Consider the following 751-nt stretch of genomic DNA (forward strand, 5'->3'; position numbering starts at 1 on the left):
CGAGCCGCTCGAGGCTCTGCGACCAACCTTCGCCCATGCCGCCGAGGTCGGACAGCATCGACGGCGCGACGTGAAGGACGCGGGTGTGGAGGGCCAGACGGGTGCGCGGGCCGAGCTCCTCGAGCGCGACCGTATGTTCCAGTTCGACCAGCAGCTTGCCGTCGGCGGTGGCGAGCGACGTTCGGAAGACGAAGCCGGCCGGTTCGTCGAGTGATACGAAGCGGCCGCCCATCGGCTGGACGGTGCCGTCGGGCCCCTGCATGTCGACCTCGAAGCGGCCGCCCGGCCAGGGCTGGATCGCGACGTGGGGATTGGAGAAGCCGTGCGGCCCCCACCACGCCGCGACATGCGACGCCTCGGTCATGGCCTTGAAGACGAGTGCACGCGGCGCGTCGAACACCCGTGTCAGCTTCAGATCATGCCGCGTATCGCGGCTTTCAATGACGGTTGCCATCGGGGTCTCCCTTCTGCAGGCGTGTCAGATAGTCGTCGAGGCGGTCGCGGCTCAGCCCCCAGAACCGGCGGTAGGTGTCGATCCAGCCGGAGGCCTCCTGAAGCGGCGCGGCGTCGAGCCGGACCGGCCGCCACTGTGCCGAGCGGCTGCGGGTGACGAGGCCGGCGCGCTCCAGCACCTTGAGATGCTTCGAGACCGCCGGCAGGCTGATCTCGAACGGTTCGGCGAGTTCGGTGACGGAAGCCTCGCCCGCGGCGAGTCGCGCCAGAATCGCCCGGCGCGTCGGGTCGGCGAGCG

At 70.2% G+C, this 751-nt stretch carries 2 protein-coding genes; both read right to left on the bottom strand.

The window, feature by feature from the left end:
• The coding region (locus VB714_RS07405) for an SRPBCC domain-containing protein (protein ID WP_323222654.1) at positions 1–454 on the bottom strand (454 nt) is incomplete at its 3' end.
• Positions 438–751: metalloregulator ArsR/SmtB family transcription factor (locus VB714_RS07410; RefSeq protein WP_323222656.1), on the bottom strand; the 314-nt coding region annotated here is incomplete at its 5' end. The genes VB714_RS07405 and VB714_RS07410, both read right to left, overlap by 17 nt.

The organism is Spirulina sp. 06S082, assembly GCF_034932145.1.
Taxonomy (GTDB): domain Bacteria; phylum Cyanobacteriota; class Cyanobacteriia; order Cyanobacteriales; family Spirulinaceae; genus CCY15215.